General features: G+C 71.7%; 14 protein-coding genes. 12 read left to right on the top strand and 2 right to left on the bottom strand.

The features are described from left to right. Positions 1–81 precede the first annotated feature (81 nt). The 12 genes from ACWGJY_RS04435 to ACWGJY_RS04490 all read left to right on the top strand — a co-directional run bounded on the left by ACWGJY_RS04435 (position 82) and on the right by ACWGJY_RS04490 (position 14,169). Positions 82–624 carry an LOG family protein gene (locus ACWGJY_RS04435; RefSeq protein ID WP_453259296.1) on the top strand — a complete coding sequence of 181 codons (543 nt, stop codon included), beginning with the start codon at positions 82–84 and terminating at the stop codon, positions 622–624. A 47-nt stretch (positions 625–671) separates the two neighbouring features. After that, positions 672–1,361, top strand: coding sequence for an SDR family oxidoreductase (locus ACWGJY_RS04440; protein WP_453259297.1), 690 nt, complete (start codon positions 672–674; stop codon positions 1,359–1,361). A gap of 117 nt (positions 1,362–1,478) precedes the next feature. Then, a complete protein-coding gene (locus ACWGJY_RS04445) occupies positions 1,479–1,856 on the top strand; it encodes a MarR family winged helix-turn-helix transcriptional regulator (protein ID WP_453259392.1) in 378 nt (125 codons plus the stop codon). Between the two features lie 151 nt (positions 1,857–2,007). Beyond that, entirely contained in the window at positions 2,008–3,441 is a 1,434-nt protein-coding gene (locus ACWGJY_RS04450) for an MFS transporter (RefSeq protein WP_453259298.1), read from the top strand. A gap of 315 nt (positions 3,442–3,756) precedes the next feature. Continuing rightward, positions 3,757–4,770 carry a methionine synthase gene (locus tag ACWGJY_RS04455; RefSeq protein WP_453259299.1) on the top strand — a complete coding sequence of 338 codons (1,014 nt, stop codon included), beginning with the start codon at positions 3,757–3,759 and terminating at the stop codon, positions 4,768–4,770. A gap of 31 nt (positions 4,771–4,801) precedes the next feature. Beyond that, positions 4,802–7,018, top strand: coding sequence for an NAD-dependent DNA ligase LigA (gene ligA, locus ACWGJY_RS04460; protein ID WP_453259300.1), 2,217 nt, complete (start codon positions 4,802–4,804; stop codon positions 7,016–7,018). 156 nt (positions 7,019–7,174) lie between these two features. Then, positions 7,175–9,283 (top strand): putative bifunctional diguanylate cyclase/phosphodiesterase, encoded by a 2,109-nt coding sequence (locus tag ACWGJY_RS04465; protein ID WP_453259301.1) that lies wholly within the window; start codon positions 7,175–7,177, stop codon positions 9,281–9,283. Between the two features lie 562 nt (positions 9,284–9,845). After that, positions 9,846–10,142: an Asp-tRNA(Asn)/Glu-tRNA(Gln) amidotransferase subunit GatC gene (gatC, locus tag ACWGJY_RS04470; protein ID WP_453259302.1), complete on the top strand. Its 297-nt coding sequence runs from the start codon at positions 9,846–9,848 to the stop codon at positions 10,140–10,142. Between the two features lie 5 nt (positions 10,143–10,147). Next, positions 10,148–11,641, top strand: coding sequence for an Asp-tRNA(Asn)/Glu-tRNA(Gln) amidotransferase subunit GatA (gatA, locus tag ACWGJY_RS04475; protein ID WP_453259303.1), 1,494 nt, complete (start codon positions 10,148–10,150; stop codon positions 11,639–11,641). Between the two features lie 5 nt (positions 11,642–11,646). Further along, positions 11,647–11,880: a hypothetical protein gene (locus tag ACWGJY_RS04480; protein WP_159471643.1), complete on the top strand. Its 234-nt coding sequence runs from the start codon at positions 11,647–11,649 to the stop codon at positions 11,878–11,880. A gap of 16 nt (positions 11,881–11,896) precedes the next feature. Next, complete coding sequence (gatB, locus tag ACWGJY_RS04485) at positions 11,897–13,405, top strand: Asp-tRNA(Asn)/Glu-tRNA(Gln) amidotransferase subunit GatB (RefSeq protein ID WP_453259304.1); 1,509 nt, start codon at positions 11,897–11,899, stop codon at positions 13,403–13,405. A gap of 74 nt (positions 13,406–13,479) precedes the next feature. Next, on the top strand, positions 13,480–14,169 hold the full coding sequence (locus ACWGJY_RS04490) for a TIGR03620 family F420-dependent LLM class oxidoreductase (protein ID WP_453259393.1): 690 nt from the start codon (positions 13,480–13,482) through the stop codon (positions 14,167–14,169). A gap of 73 nt (positions 14,170–14,242) precedes the next feature. Here ACWGJY_RS04490 and ACWGJY_RS04495 read toward each other — a convergent pair whose 3' ends face one another. After that, entirely contained in the window at positions 14,243–15,085 is an 843-nt protein-coding gene (locus ACWGJY_RS04495) for a COG4705 family protein (RefSeq protein WP_453259305.1), read from the bottom strand. A 264-nt stretch (positions 15,086–15,349) separates the two neighbouring features. Beyond that, positions 15,350–16,354, bottom strand: coding sequence for an aldo/keto reductase (locus ACWGJY_RS04500; protein WP_453259306.1), 1,005 nt, complete (start codon positions 16,352–16,354; stop codon positions 15,350–15,352). Positions 16,355–16,432: the final 78 nt, after the last annotated feature.

Raw genomic sequence — 16,432 nt, forward strand, 5'->3', positions numbered from 1 at the left:
CCCTCCCGTACGGGCATCGCCCCACCGCCCGGCTCGCCCCGTACCGGCGCCGCTCCACCGCCCGGCTCGTAAGGTGACGGCATGAATATCTGCGTCTTCTGCTCCGCCGCCGACCTCGACGACCGCTATGTGATTCCCGCCCGCCGGTTCGCCGAGCTGATCGGCAAGGGCGGGCATGCGCTGGTCTGGGGCGGGTCGGACACCGGTCTGATGAAGGTCATGGCCGACGGCGTGCAGGAGGCCGGCGGCAAACTGATCGGCGTCTCCGTGGAGTTCCTGGCGCACAAGGCGCGTGAAGGCGCCGATGAGATGGTCGTCACCAAGGACCTCGCCGAGCGGAAGGCGCAGCTGCTGGCGCGCGCCGACGCCGTCGTCGTCATGGTCGGCGGTACGGGCACGCTCGACGAGGCCACCGAGATCCTGGAACTGCGCAAGCACGGGATGCACACCAAGCCCGTGGTGCTGCTGAACACCGGCGGTTTCTACGACGGGTTGAAGGAGCAGTTCCAGCGAATGGAGTCGGAGGGCTTCCTGCCGATTCCGCTCACCGACCTGGTCTTCTTCGCGGCGGACGGCGTCGGTGCGCTGGCCTACCTGGAGGAGAAGGCGGGCATCCAGGCCTGAGCCGCCGTGTCCCGCGCCCCCGCCGGCCGCTCGTTAGGATCGGACCCATGGGTACGCATTTGATCACGGGCGCAGGGTCGGGCATCGGAGCGGCGGTCGCACGGCGGCTCGCGGAGCGCGGGGAGGACCTGTGGCTGCTGGCGCGCAACGCGGTCCGGGCCAAGGAGCTGGCCGCGCAGTTCCCCGGCGCCCGCACGCTCGTGGGTGACCTCGCGCACCCCGAGAAGCTGTCCTGGGCCTTCGGACAGCAGCCGCTGCCGGACCGTATCGACTCCCTCCAGCACATCGCGGGCGTCGTCGAACTGGGCGCGGTCGGCGATCTCCCGGCCAAGTCCTGGCAGCGGCAGCTGACCGCCAACCTGGTCGCGCCCGCCGAGCTCACCCGGCTGCTGCTGCCGCTGGTGCGGGTCACCCACGGGCATGTCGTCTTCGTCAACTCAGGTGCCGGGCTCCGGGCGAACGCCCAGTGGGGCGCGTACGCGGCGAGCAAGCACGGTCTGAAGGCGCTGGCCGACTCGCTGCGGGCGGAGGAGCACGACAACGGCGTGCGGGTGACCTCGGTCTACCCGGGGCGTACGGCCACGCCGATGCAGGAGAGCACCCACCGCCAGGAGGGCAAGGAGTACGACCCGGCCCGCTGGATCGATCCGGAGTCGGTCGCGACGGCCATCCTCACGGCCATCGATCTGCCGCGGGACGCGGAGATCAACGATGTGTCGGTGCGGCCCGGACGCTGAGCTTCGGGGCGGCCGCCCCGAAGGCTTGCCGCCGTGGCGACGTAGGCTGCATGAGTGACCACTGAAGCGAAGTCGACCGCGGCGGCGGGGTGCGGGTTCCGGGAGATCCGGGGGCTCGTGACGGAACTGGGCCGCCGGCTGGACGCCCATCAGCGCAGCCGGATCGCCGAGCTCGATCTGACGCCGACGCAGGCCAAGGCGCTGGAGGAGCTCGGCGAGCCGAAGACCGCGCGGGAGCTGGCCGGGGTGCTGTGCTGCGAGCCGCCGAATGTCACCTATGTCATCTCCAAGCTGGAGAAACAGGGCATGGTCGTACGCCGTCCGCACCCTCTGGACGGGCGGGCCAAGCAGCTCGTACTCACCGATGCGGGGCGGGAGTTGCGGCTCGGGCTGCTGCGGCGGATGGGGACCGCCTCGCCGCTCGACCACCTTTCGCACGAGGAGCGGGCCGCGCTGCGCGACGGCCTGCTGAAGGCGCTGGGACGGGGCGACTGACCCCGTCGTCGCAGTACTGGCGACTGACCCCGTCGTCGCAGTACTGCTGAAGCGAGGTCCCGGGATGCCCCGGGGCCTCTTTTGTTTCCGTTCAGTAAAGTTATAGCTGTAACCATTGCCGAGGTGAATGGCTACAGCTTTAACTAAATCCATGATCACTGAGAAAACGGCTCCGGGCAGGACGGCGAGCCCCGGCGAGGCCGATGACGGCGCCCGGCCCTCCGGGTCGCACCTCCGGCCGCGCGCCCGCGGCGGTGCCCAACTCCTCGTGCTGGCCCTCGGGTTCGTGATGGCGAGCCTCGATACCGGCATCATGAACGTCGCCGCCCACGAGCTGCGGGCCCGGCTCGGGCTGAGCATGTCCGGCCTCACCTGGGTCGTCGACGGCTATGTCCTCGCCTTCGCCGCGCTGCTGCTGCTCGCCGGCTCGCTGGCGAAACGGTTCGGCGCCCGCCGGATCTACCTCGTCGGACTCGCCGTGTTCACCGGCGCGTCCCTGCTGGGCGCCGTCGCGCCGAACGGCGCCGTCCTGGTGGCGGGCCGCTTCGCCCAGGGTGTGGGCGCGGCACTCTTCATGCCCAGCTCGCTGTCGCTGCTGATGCACGCCTTCCCCGAGCCGGCCCGCCGGGCGAAGATCCTCGGCATCTGGTCGGCGATCGTCTCCACCTCCGTCGGGCTGGCGCCGACCATCGGCGGCCTCTTGGTCGGCACCCTCGGCTGGCGGAGCATCTTCCTCGTCAACCTCCCCATCGGCGTGGCGGGGTTGCTGCTGACCCGGCGGGTCGTCGCGGCCGTCCCGGGCCGCGGCTCGGCACTCGGCGGCAGCGGCCATGTCCTGGGCCTGCTCGCCCTGGGGTCGCTGAGCTACGCGCTGATCGAAGGGCCGGGCAAGGGCTGGTCCGCGCCCTTCGTCCTGGCGGCGTTCACGGTCGCGGTGCTCGCGGGGGCCGGATTCCTCGTCCGCGAGCGGGTCACCCGTACCCCGGTGCTGCCGGTCGCGCTGTTCGCGGACAGCAGCTTCACCGCGGCCAATGTGGTCGGCTTCCTCTTCAACTTCGCCTTCTACGGGGCGCTGTTCGTCCTCGGGCTCTTCCTCCAGACCGCGCGCGGCGCGAGCCCCGTGACGGCGGGGCTGCAGCTGCTGCCGGCCGTTCTGGTCATCCCGGCCGGCAACATGCTCTACGCGCGGATCGGGCCTCGGATCGGCAACCGGGCCGCGCTGGCCGCCTCCCTGGCGCTCTCCGCCGCGGGCTATTGCCTGTTGTTCCTGGTCCTTGCGCCCGGCCTGCCGTACTGGGTGATCGCGGTGATCCTCGCCGTCGCCAACATCGGCAGCGGGGTGAGTTCCCCGGCGCTGACCGGCGTGCTGATGGCGGCCGCGGGCCGCGAGCACGCCGATATCGGCAGTGCGACCCTCAACGCCAACCGCCAGATCGGCTCCCTGGTCGGTATCGCCGGCATGGGCGCGGTGCTGACGAGCGCGGGTGGTGGCCATCGGGGCGCCGGCTACGCCTTCGTGCTGACGGCGGGCGCGCTGGCCGTCGCGGCGGTGGCCGGCCGGCTGGGCATACGCACCCGGGGGTGAGGGGCAGGCGGTCCGGCGTGACGGGTGTACCCGGCCCGGCGTGACGGGCATACGTACCGGAGCGTGACCGCCGTACGCATCCGGGAGGGGCGGGCGGCAGCGCGTCAGGGGCCGCCCTGCCCGCCCCTCCTGCCCGCCCCCTCCGGTGCATCCGGCCATCGCCGCCACGGCCGGGTTGTCCTTGCGCCCGGCGTACCCCGCCCCTCCCTGCCTCGCCCCGCCCCGCCTCTCCCCGCCCCGCCCGGCACCGGTACGGCCGGCCGGTCCGCGGCCCTGGCGCACCCCGCGGGGAGCCGTGCCGCATACCCTTCCCGGGTGAGCGAGAACAGCAGGCAGAAGTGGGCCGCGGGCGCGGCAACCGGAATCGGGTCGATGCCGGGCGGTGACGCGCGGGAAGCGGCCAGAACCGTCACCGGATCGCTGGAGACCTTCCCTTGTCTGCCGGAGCTCCCGGCCCGGGGGCCCGGCGCCGACATGATCGGGCGGACCCTCGGGATGCTCGTCGAGGTCTACGGCCATGTGGAGCCCAGCGGCTGGCGGATCAGCGACCGGCCGGGCCGCGACACCCGGCGCGCCCACTCCTGGCTCGGGGAAGATCTCGACGCCCTGGAGGAGTTCACCCAGGGCTACGAGGGACCGCTGAAGGTCTCCGCGGCCGGCCCGTGGACCCTGGCCACCGCCCTGGAGACGCGCAACGGCGAGGCGGCCCTCGGCGACCCCGGCGCCTGCCGGGACCTGGCGGCGTCCCTGGAGGAGGGGCTGCGCGCCCATCTCGCGGACGTACGGCGGCGGGTGCCGGGCGCCCACGTCGTGCTGCAGCTCGACGAGCCGTCGCTGACCGCCGTGCTCCAGGGGCGGGTGAAGACCGCGAGCGGCTACCGCACCCACCGGGCCGTGGACCGGACGGTCGTCGAGGGCGCGCTGCGTGATCTTGTCGCGGTGGCAGAGGGCGGGCCCGTGGTCGTCCACTCCTGCGCCCCCGAGGTGCCGTTCGGGCTGCTGCGGCGGGCCGGTGTCACGGGCATCTCGTTCGATTTCTCGCTGCTCACCGAGCGTGAGGAGGAAACGATCGGGGAGGCCGTCGAGGGCGGTACGACGCTGTTCGCAGGCGTGGTGCCGGGCGTGGACAGCCGATTGTCAGACCCTGCCGGTAGCGTCATGGGTGTCAGGACGCTGTGGCGCAGGCTGGGGCTGACACCGGGGACTCTCAGCGAGTCCGTGGTCATCACTCCCTCGTGCGGACTCGCGGGTGCTTCGCCCGCTTATGCCCGCTCGGCGCTCGCCCACTGCGTCCGGGCGGCGAGATCACTCGCAGACAACCCTGAGTGACCGCACTCAAGGACCACGGGAGGACAAAACGGTGGCTGGCGAACAGCACGCAGCGCAATCCGAGGTGCCCGCAGCGGCGCGGGAGAAGCACGCGCAGCTCGCTGAGCAGATCGAGGAGCATCGCTTCCGGTATTACGTGAAGGACGCCCCGGTCGTCAGCGACGCGGAGTTCGACAGGCTGCTGCGTTCCCTGGAGGCCCTGGAGGACGAGCACCCCGGGCTGCGCACCCCCGATTCGCCGACCCAGAAGGTTGCCGGCGCGTATGCCACGGAGTTCACCGAGGTCGAGCACCGCGAACGGATGCTCTCCCTCGACAACGCCTTCGACGACGAGGAGTTGGCGGCCTGGGCCGAGCGGATCGCCGGTGAACTCGGCGGCGGTCCCCAGGACGCCGGCTACCACTTCCTGTGCGAGTTGAAGGTCGACGGCCTCGCCGTCAACCTCACCTACGAGCAGGGCCGGCTGACCCGCGCCGCCACCCGTGGCGACGGCCGTACGGGCGAGGACATCACACCCAACGTCCGTACGATCGCCGAGATCCCGCACCGGCTCAAGGGCGACCGGATCCCGGGTCTGGTCGAGGTGCGCGGGGAGGTCTACTTCCCGATGGAGAAGTTCCTGGAGCTCAACGAGCGGTTGGTGGCCGAGGGGAAGCCCCCGTTCGCCAACCCCCGCAACGCCGCGGCCGGTTCGCTGCGCCAGAAGGACCCCAAGGTCACGGCCGGCCGCCCGCTGCACATGGTCGTCCATGGCATCGGCGCCCGCGACGGCCTGGAGACCGACCGCCAGTCGGAGGCCTACGACCTGCTCGAGGAGTGGGGCCTGCCGACGGCCACGCACAACAAGGTCGTCGACTCCCTGGAAGCGGTGCGCGAGTTCATCGCCCGCTACGGCGACGCCGACACCCGCCGTACGGCGGTCGAGCACGAGATCGACGGCGTGGTCGTCAAGCTGGACGAGATCCGGCTCCAGGGGCGGCTGGGTTCGACCTCGCGGGCGCCGCGCTGGGCGATCGCCTGGAAGTACCCGCCGGAGGAGGTCAACACCAAGCTGGTCGACATCCGCGTCGGCGTCGGCCGGACCGGGCGGGTCACGCCGTATGCCGTGGTCGAGCCGGTGACGGTGGCCGGCTCCGAGGTGGAGTTCGCGACCCTGCACAACCAGGACGTGGTCAAGGCCAAGGGCGTGTTCATCGGCGACACCGTCGTGATCCGCAAGGCCGGCGATGTCATTCCGGAGATCCTGGGCCCGGTCGCCGATCTGCGGGACGGCAGCGAGCGGGAGTTCGTGATGCCGGCCGACTGCCCCGAGTGCGGGACGCCGCTGCAGCCCGCCAAGGAAGGCGACATCGACCTGCGGTGCCCCAACGCCCGCGCCTGCCCCGCCCAGATCCGTGAGCGGCTGTTCTATCTGGCCGGCCGCAAGTGCCTGGACATCGAGAACTTCGGCTATGTCGCGGCGACGGCGCTCAGCCAGCCGCTGGAGCCCGCCGAGCCGCCGCTGACGGACGAGGGAGATCTTTTCGGCCTCTCCATCGAACAGCTGCTGCCCATCAAGTCGTATGTCCTCGACCCCGATTCCGGTCTGCCCAAGCGCGATCCGAAGACCGGCGAGGAGAAGGTCGTCACCTTCTTCGCCAATCAGAAGGGCGAGCCCAAGAAGAACGCCCTGGCCATGCTGGAGAACATCCAGGCCGCCAAGCAGCGCCCGCTGGCCCGGATCATCACGGGTCTGTCGATCCGGCATGTGGGCCCGGTGGCCGCCGAGGCGCTGGCGCGGGAGTTCCGCTCGATCGACCGCATCCGGGACGCGGACGAGACGGAGCTGGCCGCCGTCGACGGCGTCGGGGCCACGATCGCCGCCTCGTTGAAGCAGTGGTTCGCCGTGGACTGGCACCAGCAGATCATCGAGAGCTGGCGGGCGGCCGGCGTCCGAATGGAGGAGGAGCAAACGGGTGATGAGGGCCCGCGTCCCCTCGAAGGCGTCACCGTCGTCGTAACGGGCACACTTCAGTCACACACCAGAGATGGCGCGAAAGAGGCCCTCCAGAACCTCGGAGCGAAGGTGACCGGTTCCGTTTCGAAGAAGACCGGATTCGTAGTGGTGGGCGACAACCCCGGTTCGAAGTACGACAAGGCCATGCAATTGAAGGTCCCCGTGCTGGACGATGATGGCTTCGCGGTGCTGCTGGAGCAGGGTCCTGACGCAGCGCGAGCGGTAGCTGTCACTCCGCCTGAGGAGGAGTGAGGTGTCACCCCATCGGCGCATACCAGATTGATCCGCAACGCCGGGTCGCATTCGGGCAACCGTCGCCGATCGCTGCCCGTTGGGGCCATCCGCGGCCTACTGTTGAGGAATGCGCCTGCCGTGGCGCGGGCACAGCCGGCTGTGAGAGGGATCGGAATGAAACCGACCGACAGCGCCGCTCCGGCGTCGCGGCTCCGGCGGCTCGTCGTGCCCGCGCTGCCCGCGACCATCGTCCTCGTGGCGGGCCTCGCGCTCGCCACGGGCGTCATCGTCACCCTCGGCGAAGGTGACGCGCTGTTCCCCGGCGGCTCCATAGGCTGGTCGCTGGCGGTCCTCACCGGCATCATCGTCGGCCATCTGGTCGCCCTCGGCCGGGACCGCTGGTGGGGCGGCACGGGCTCCGGCGCCGCCCTGGCCCTCGCCGTCCTGCTGCTCTACGGCTGGGTGCCCGCCACCCTCGTCAGCCTCTCCGTTGTCGTTCTCGTCGGCACCGCCCGGCGGCACCGCTGGCGACAGGCCGTGGTGCACGGCGCCGTGGACATCCTCGGCATCGGTGCCGCGGCGCTCGGCCTCGCCACGTTCGGCGTGGTCTCCAGTGTCCGCCACCCGTGGGCCCCGCCCGTCTGGAACCTCTCCGTCCTCCCCGAAGTCGTCGTCACCGCCGCCGGCTACCTCTTCGTCAGCCGCGGCCTCCTGTGGGCCAGCCTCGCCCCGCGCACCGGCCAGCTGCCCGCCATCCCCCGAACGGCCGTCCTGCGCCAGGCACTCGTCGGCATCGCGCTGCTCGGCATCTCCCCGCTGATCGCCGTCTGCGCCGTCCACGCCCCCCTGCTGCTGCCGCTGTTCGCGGTCCCGCTCATCGCGCTGGACTCCACCCTCTTGATCGCCCGCGCCCGTGCCGAGGAGCAGCTGCGCGACCCGCTCACCGGCCTGCCCAACCGCCAGTGGCTGCTGGAGCGCACCTGGACCGCGCTGGACGACGCCGAGCGCGTCGGCTCCCGCGCCGCACTGGTCCTCATCGACCTGGACCGCTTCCGCTCCGTCAACGACACCCTCGGCCACCTCGCCGGCGACCGCCTGCTGCTGCAGATCGCCGACCGCCTGCGGCACGCCCTGCCGCGCGGCGCCGAGGCGGCCCGGCTCGGCGGCGACGAGTTCGCGGTCCTGCTGCCCACCACCGATTCGCTGACCAGCTCCCAGCGGGTGGCCCGCAATCTGGTCTCCGCCCTCGGCTCCCCGCTGGACCTCGACGGACTGACCCTCGTGCTAGAAGCCAGCGCGGGGGTCGCCGTCTTCCCCGACCACGCCCTCGATGCCGAAGGGCTGCTGCGCCGCGCCGATGTGGCCATGTACCAGGCCAAGCGGGACCGCAGCGGCGTCGAGCTGTACGAGGCCAAGCGGGACGGCAACACCCCCGATCGCCTGGGCCTGTTGGGCGATCTGCGCCGCGCCCTGGACGCCGGCGACGTCGAGCTGCACTACCAGCCCAAGGTCGGCTTCGACGGGCATGTCGCCGGGCTGGAGGCGCTGGTCCGCTGGGTGCATCCGGACCGCGGCCGGGTGCCACCGGACGAATTCATCGCCATCGCCGAGTCCTCCGGGCTGATGCCGCGGCTGACGGAGTACGTCCTCGAGACCGCGCTCGCCCAGGTGGCGCGCTGGCGCGCGATGGGCCTGGAGGTGCCGGTCGCCGTCAATGTCTCCCCGCGCGATGTGCACTCCCCGGGCTTCGCCGGAGCGGTCGCGGCCCGGCTCGCCCGGCACCGCGTCCCACCGGGCGCCCTCCAGCTGGAGATCACCGAGCACGTCCTCCTGGAGGACCCGCAGCGGGCCGCCGACACCCTCGCCGGGCTCACCGCGCACGGCGTGAAGATGTCCCTCGACGACTTCGGCACCGGCTACTCCTCCCTCGTCCATCTGCGGCGCCTCCCGGTGAGCGAGCTGAAGATCGACCGCTCCTTCGTGGCCCGGCTGGCGGTCGACACGGAGGACGCCGAGATCGTCCGCTGCACCCTCGACCTCGCGCACTCCCTCGGCCTGCTGGTCGTCGCCGAGGGCGTCGAGGACGACGAGACCTGGGAGCGGCTGCGTGATCTCGGCTGCGACGCCGTACAGGGCTGGCTGGTGGCCGCCGCGATGCCACCGGACGAGACCACGGCCTGGCTGAGAGCCCGCGGTGAGCGTGGCTGGCAACGTGAATCGGAGACGGCCGCCCTGGCGGCGGAGAAGGCCGCCGAGCGCCCTTCGGGACAGGTCTTGAACTGACCCGGCCACCGGCCGTCCCGTGTCCCCGCTCCGAAGAACCCGCACAGCCGCCCTCAGCAGCACACCGGCCCGGCGAGCCCGGACCGCCCGGCGACCCCGGACCGCCCGACGGGAGCGGTGCGTCCGGCCGGAGCGGCGCGCCATGCCGGAGCGGCGCGTCCGGTGCGAGAGACGCCTCCGAGGTGTCCGACGCGTCCGTCCCTTCCGTCCCGTCCGACGCGTCCGTCTCGTCCGCCGAACCCATCCCGTCCGCCGAACCCATCCCGTCCGCCGAACCCATCCCGTCCGCCGAACCCATCCCGTCCGCCGAGGCGGAGGGGGCTGCGGAGGCGGATGAGCCGTCCGGACCGGAGGCTTCCTGACCGGCCGCGGCACCCTCCGGCAGATCGTGGAAACCTGCCGCGGCCGACGCTCGTACCCGCCCCCGGCGAAACGGTTTCGCGGCAGCTCTTGCGTACGCCATAGGATTGGGCCGGAAAAGTTCACAGGAGCATTCGACGAGAAGACTCCGCCTGGACTCTCCGCCCGGAACACTCCGCCCAGAACACCAGAGGATCGCTGCATGCCTGGCATCACGCGCGAGGAGGTCGCCCACCTCGCCCGGCTGGCACGTCTGGAGCTGAAGGCAGAAGAGCTCGACCACTTCGCCGGACAGCTCGACGACATCATCGGCGCGGTCGCCCGCGTCTCCGAGGTCGCCGACCAAGACGTACCGCCGACCTCCCACCCGCTGCCCCTGACCAACGTCATGCGGGCGGACGAGGTCCGTCCGTCGCTGACCTCCGAGCAGGCGCTCTCCGGCGCCCCGGCCCAGGAGCAGCAGCGTTTCAAGGTGCCGCAGATCCTGGGGGAGGAGTGACCGACATGGCAGACCTGATCAAGCTCACCGCCGCCGGGATCGCGGCGAAGATCGCGGCCGGCGAGGTCACCGCCGTCGAGGTGACCGAGGCCCACCTGGCCCGTATCGACGCCGTCGACGAGAAGGTGCACGCCTTCCTGCACGTCGACCGCGAGGGCGCGCTCGCCCAGGCCCGCGCCGTGGACGAGAAGCGCGCCCGCGGCGAGAAGCTCGGCCCGCTGGCCGGCGTCCCGGTCGCGCTCAAGGACATCTTCACGACGGAGGGGATTCCCACCACCGTCGGCTCGAAGATCCTCGAAGGCTGGATCCCGCCGTACGACGCCACGCTCACCAAGAAGCTCAAGGCCGCCGACGTCGTCATCCTCGGCAAGACCAACATGGACGAGTTCGCCATGGGGTCCTCCACCGAGAACAGCGCCTACGGCCCGACCGGCAACCCCTGGGACCTCACCAAGATCCCCGGCGGCTCCGGCGGCGGCTCCAGCGCCGCCCTCGCCGCCTACGAGGCCCCGCTGGCCATCGGCACGGACACCGGCGGCTCCATCCGCCAGCCCGCGTCCGTCACCGGCACGGTCGGTGTCAAGCCCACCTACGGCGGCGTCTCCCGCTACGGCATGGTGGCCTTCTCCAGCTCCCTGGACCAGGGCGGCCCCTGCGCCCGTACGGTCCTGGACGCGGCCCTGCTGCACGAGGCCATCGCCGGGCACGACCCGCTGGACTCCACCTCCATCGACGCCCCCGTGCCGCCGGTCGTCGAAGCGGCCCGCAACGGCAGCGTCGAGGGCATGCGCGTCGGCGTCGTCAAGCAGTTCCGCGGCGAGGGCTACCAGGCCGGTGTCATCCAGCGCTTCGACGAGTCCGTCGCGCTGCTGAAGGAGCTGGGCGCGCAGATCGTCGAGCTGGACTGCCCGTCCTTCGACCTGGCGCTGTCCGCGTACTACCTGATCGCGCCCTCGGAGTGCTCCTCCAACCTGGCCCGCTTCGACGCCATGCGCTACGGCCTGCGGGTCGGCGACGACGGCACGAAGTCCGCCGAGGACGTCACCGCCCTGACCCGTGAGGCCGGCTTCGGCGACGAGGTCAAGCGCCGCATCATCCTCGGCACGTACGCGCTCAGCTCCGGCTACTACGACGCGTACTACGGCAGCGCCCAGAAGGTCCGCACCCTGATCACGCGCGACTTCGAGAAGGCCTTCGAGCAGGTCGACGTGATCATCTCGCCGACCACGCCGACCACCGCCTTCCCGATCGGTGAGCGCACCGACGACCCGATGGCGATGTACCTCGCCGACGTGTGCACCATCCCCACCAACCTGGCAGGCAACGCAGCCATGTCGCTGCCCTGTGGACTGGCCCCCGAGGACGGGCTGCCGGTGGGTCTGCAGATCATCGCCCCTGCCATGGCCGACGACCGGCTCTACAAGGTCGGTGCCGCGGTCGAGGCCGCGTTCACCGCCAAGTGGGGTCACCCGCTGCTCGAGGAGGCACCTGCACTGTGAGCGCCATGACCAAGAAGGCCAAGAACTTCAAGAAGTCCAAGTCCGGTCTGTACCTGTCGATCGGCAGCACCGCGTTCGGCGCCATCAGCGTCGCGAAGCAGGCCAAGCTGGCCCGTCAGGAGAGCGACACCCTCCGGCTGGTCGACGCCGCCGTCTCGGCCGCGGCGATCGTCACCGGACTGGCGATCCTCTACCGCGAACTGAAGCGCCTGGGCGACGACGACGTCCTGCTGGGCTGAGAGGGAAAGTTTCACCGTGACTGTCACTGACCTGGTGTCGTACGAGGACGCCCTCGCGACGTACGATCCCGTCATGGGCCTGGAGGTCCATGTCGAGCTCGGCACCAAGACCAAGATGTTCTGCGGGTGTTCCACCACCCTGGGCGCGGACGCCAACGCGCAGACCTGCCCGACCTGCCTGGGCCTGCCGGGCTCGCTGCCGGTCGTCAACGCGATCGGCGTCGAGTCCGCGATCAAGATCGGCCTGGCGCTGAACTGCTCCATCGCCGAGTGGTGCCGCTTCGCCCGGAAGAACTACTTCTATCCGGACATGCCGAAGAACTTCCAGACCTCCCAGTACGACGAGCCGATCGCCTTCGACGGCTACCTCGACGTACAGCTGGAGGACGGGGAGATCTTCCGGGTGCACATCGAGCGCGCCCACATGGAGGAGGACACCGGCAAGTCCACCCACATCGGCGGCGCCACCGGCCGTATCCACGGTGCCCGGCACTCCCTCCTGGACTACAACCGCGCCGGTATCCCGCTCATCGAGATCGTCACCAAGCCGATCGAGGGAGCGGGCGAGCGGGCCCCCGAGGTCGCCAAGGCGTACGTCGCCGAGCTGCGCGAGCTGATCAAGGCGCTGGGCGTCTCCGAGGCCCGTATGGAGCAGGGCCAGATGCGCTGCGATGTGAACCTGTCGCTGCGTCCGCAGGGCACCGAGAAGTTCGGGACGCGCTCGGAGACCAAGAACGTCAACTCCCTGCGCTCCGTGGAGCGCGCGGCCCGCTTCGAGATCCAGCGCCACGCCGCGGTGCTGTCCTCCGGCGGCACGATCGTCCAGGAGACCCGGCACTTCCACGAGGAGGACGGCTCCACGACGGCCGGCCGCATCAAGGACAACGCCGAGGACTACCGCTACTTCCCCGAGCCGGACCTGGTGCCGGTGGCCCCCTCCCGCGAGTGGGTCGAGGAACTGCGGGCCACGCTCCCCGAGCTGCCGCGGGTGCGCCGTAACCGGCTGCGCGAGGAGTGGGGCATCTCCGAGCACGACATGCAGTCGATCCTCAACGCGGGCGCGGTCGACCTGATCACCGCCACCGTCGACGCCGGCGCGGACTCCGCCTCGGCCCGTAAGTGGTGGATGGGCGAGCTGGCCCGCCGCGCCAACGAGGACGGCGTGGACCTGGCCGCCCTGCCGATCACCCCCGAGCAGGTCGCCCGGGTGACCGCGCTGGTCGCCGACGGCTCGCTCAACGACAAGCTGGCCCGCCAGACCATCGAAGGTGTGCTGGCCGGCGAGGGCGACCCGGACACCGTCGTCGACCAGCGCGGTCTGAAGGTCGTCTCCGACGAGGGAGCCCTCGGCACCGCCGTCGACGAGGCGATCGCCGCCAATGCCGCCATCGCCGACAAGATCCGCGGTGGCAAGGTGGCCGCGGCCGGCGCCCTGGTCGGCGCGGTCATGAAGGCGACGCGCGGGCAGGCGGACGCGGCCCGGGTGCGTGAACTCATCCTGGAGAAGCTGGGCGTCGAGGGCTGACGCGGCACCGATCCGGACGTACGAAGCGGCCGTCTTCCCAGGGGAGGGCGGCCGCTTCGCGTACCCGCCACCCGATCGGCCCGGCCCGGGAATGCCGGGACGCCTCCGCCGCGCACGCCGCCGCGCAGACCCTCGCCGAGGCCTACGGGGGCCGCTTCCTGCTCGGCCTGGGCGCCGGCCACGCGCCCCTGGTCGGCCGGCGGGGGCACACCTACGCCAAGCCGCTCGCGGCCATGCGCGAGTATCTCGACGCGATGGACGCCACGCCGTACGACGGGCCGGTGGCCGACCCGCCGCCCGCCCGGGTGCTGGCGGCACTCGGCCCGAAGATGCTGGAGCTCGCGGGAACGCGGACGGCCGGCGCCCACCCGTACTTCGTGACCACGGAACACACCGCCCGCGCCCGCGAGATTCTCGGCGCCGGCCCGCTGCTCGCCCCCGAGCAGGCCGTCCTCCTGGAGTCCGACCCCGCGACGGCCCGCTCCCTGGCCCGCGAACACCACACACGCTTCTACCTGGAGCTGTCGAACTACACCGGCAATCTGCGACGGCTCGGCTTCGGGGACGACGACTTCAAGAACGGCGGCAGCGACCGGCTGGTGGACGCGATCGTGGCATGGGGCGACGTGGACGCCATCCGTCGGCGCGTACAGGAGCATGGCGACGCGGGCGCCGACCACGTGGCGATCCAGCCCCTCGCCCCGAACCGCGGCCTGGGCCTGGAGCAACTACGGGAACTGGCACCGGCGTTGACCGGTTCCTGAGGCCGGGCGCCGGGCGCCGGGCGCAGGGCGCCGCGCACGGAGATTCCGGGCGCGGCTTTCCCCCCGTCCGGCCTCAGGCGGTACCCGCGGCGGTCTGCTCGGACGGCGTGTCCTTGTGACTGACCGCCAGGTAGCCCACGAGCAGCACGATCGGCACCGTGAGTGCGAGGGTGACCGGTCCGGTTCCCCAGCCGAGGCCGCCGCGAGCGGTGGAGACGCCCATCCAGTCGGCGAACGAGGCACCGAGCGGGCGGGTCAGCACATACGCCCACCAGAAGGCGGCGACGGCGTTCAGCCCGAGGAAGCGCCCCGACAGCGCGGGCACCGCGATGAGCGCGGCGAACAGGATGCCGGAGGGGAGGTACCCCAGGTGGAGGGTGCCCGCGGTGAGGTCGCCGACCGCGGTGCCCAGCGCGAACGTGGTGAGCACCGTCGCCCAGTAGAACGTTTCACGGCGGCGGGTGCGGATGCTGTGGATGGACAGCGTTCCCTCGGTCCGGTACCAGGCCGTCAGGAGGGCGGCCAGCGCGAGGGAGAAGGCGACGGCGGAGACCGTGTAGGGAATGCCGGCGATGACGTGGACGACGTCGGCGGCCATGGTGCCGAACACGCTGACCATGACGATCGCGGTCCAGTAGGTCCACGGCCGGTAGCGGGTGGCCCGGAACTGGAGGACCAGGAAGACCACGAACCCGGCCAGTCCGAGGGCGCCCGCCGGTATCGGCCCGAGCGTCCGGCCGAGGTAGTCCGAGGCCGTCTCGCCCATGCCGGTGGTGAGTACCTTCACACCCCAGAACAGGGCTGTGACCTGCGGTACCTTGCTCCAGCCGGGTCCGTGTCCCGGGTGGGGCAAGGGCTCTTGCCCCTGAGGTTCCCCCAGGGGCAGGGTCTGTGCCCCGCTGCTCCACTGCGCCATCGTGCTGTCCGCCCTCCCGGCGCGGTGCGCCGTATCGGCAACCAACTGCTTTTCGGGCGCCGGGCAGCGGACCGCGCGCGGTCGGTGGCCGCTGCCCAGCCATCGTCTACAAGACTGTAGACGATGGTGGATGCGGGTCGTGCACCGCCGTGGCCGGGAGTCCGGGAGTCCGGGAGACCAGGAGTCCGGGAGGCCAGGAGTCCGGGAGGCCAGGAGTCCGGGAGGCCGGCCGCACCGGACTCGGTGCCGGGCGCCGGGCCGTATTCAGTGGCCCAGGCGCTCCAGGGCGGCGAGCGGATAGCGTTCGCCCGCCACGGCGCCGTCGGGCACCGCCGCCCGGAGCCGGGCCGCCTGCTCCGGGTCCAGCGCGATGGCGGTCGCCGCCGCATTCTCCTCCAGGTAGCTGCGGCGTTTGGTGCCGGGGATCGGCACGATGTCCTCGCCCTGGGCGAGCAGCCAGGCGAGGGCGGCCTGTGCCGGGGTGCAGCCGAGGGAGCCGGCGGCGGTGCGCACGGCCTGGACGAGCCGCAGATTGCGCTCGATGTTCTCCTCGGCGAACCGCGGCCACCGGCGCCGGGCGTCCTCGGCGGTGAGATCCTCGCGGGAGCCGAGCGCGCCGGTCAGCATCCCGCGCCCGAGCGGCGAGTACGCGACGATGCCGATGCCGAGTTCCCGGCAGGTCGCCAGCATCTCGCCTTCCACGACGTCGCGCGTGAAGAGGGAGTACTCCAGCTGCACGGCGCTGATCGGGTGCGTGGCATGGGCCCGGCGCAGGGTCTGAGGACTCACCTCGCTGAGGCCGAGATGGCGTACGGCGCCGGCCGCGACGAGCTCGGCCATCGCACCGACCGTCTCCTCGACGGGGACGGCCGGGTCGCGGCGGTGCACGGAGTAGAGGTCGATACGGTCCGTACCGAGGCGCCGCAGCGAGGCGTGGCATGCCTCGCGCACCCAAGTGGCGGACGTATCCACCGCGTTGACCCGCCCGGTGACGGTGTCGTGCCGCAGCCCGAACTTGGTCGCGACGACCAGCCCGTCCCGCTGCGACGCCGTACGGCTGCCCAGCCAGCGTCCGATGAACTCCTCGTTGGCGCCCTGTCCGTAGGCGTCCGCGGTGTCCAGCAGGTTCACGCCCAGCTCGGACGCGCGGTCGAGGGTCCGCACGGACGCGGCGTCGTCCGGGACCCCGTACGAGCTGGACATCCCCATGCAGCCGAGGCCGAGCGCACCGACGCCCGGCCCGTGCGTGCCGAGTGGGCGTTGCTTCATCGTCGTCCCGCTGCCGGCCGGGCGGTGAGGTGGCCGCCCTGGCTGCCGCAGTAGCCGGACGTGCACCGGTCGGGACCG

The sequence above is a fragment of the Streptomyces sp. NPDC054765 genome, from assembly GCF_053612065.1.